This window comes from Pseudomonas sp. PDM22, assembly GCF_014851965.1.
GTDB lineage: Bacteria > Pseudomonadota > Gammaproteobacteria > Pseudomonadales > Pseudomonadaceae > Pseudomonas.
Genome location: NZ_JACVAR010000039.1, coordinates 1 through 425 on the forward strand (window position 1 = coordinate 1; position 425 = coordinate 425).

The 425-nt window shown below is 65.4% G+C and carries 1 protein-coding gene; it reads right to left on the reverse strand.

Annotated features, from left to right (window positions below):
* The coding region (locus IB255_RS30540; RefSeq protein WP_192211293.1) for an Ig-like domain-containing protein at positions 1-425 on the reverse strand (425 nt) is incomplete at both ends.

Here is a 425-nt window from a genome sequence, read left to right on the forward strand (position 1 = left end):
CCACGTTGATGGTCAGGGTCGCCACCGGCGCGGTGATATCCACCGAGTAGTCGTGGGTAGCAGTGGCGCTGGCGCTGTTGCCTGCCGCGTCGGTCGCCACGAAGCTCGCCTCGATACGGTGATCGGCGTCGGCCACCAGTTCGGCGCCCGGAACACTGATGCTCCACTTGCCGGCAGCGTCGATCTTGCCGCTGTAGGTGACGTCGTTGACCACGATCTTGACGATGTCGCCGGCACGGCCGCCGGTGGTGCCACCGGTGATCTGCTGGGCGGTCTTCGACTCGGCCAGGTTGACGATGTCGTCGCCGGCCACGATGTTGATGTTCACCGAAGCTACCGGCGGAACGAGGACGACGGTGTAGGCATGATCAGCCAGTACATCGGCGCTATTGCCCGCGGCATCGTGGGCTACCAGGGTGGCGTGG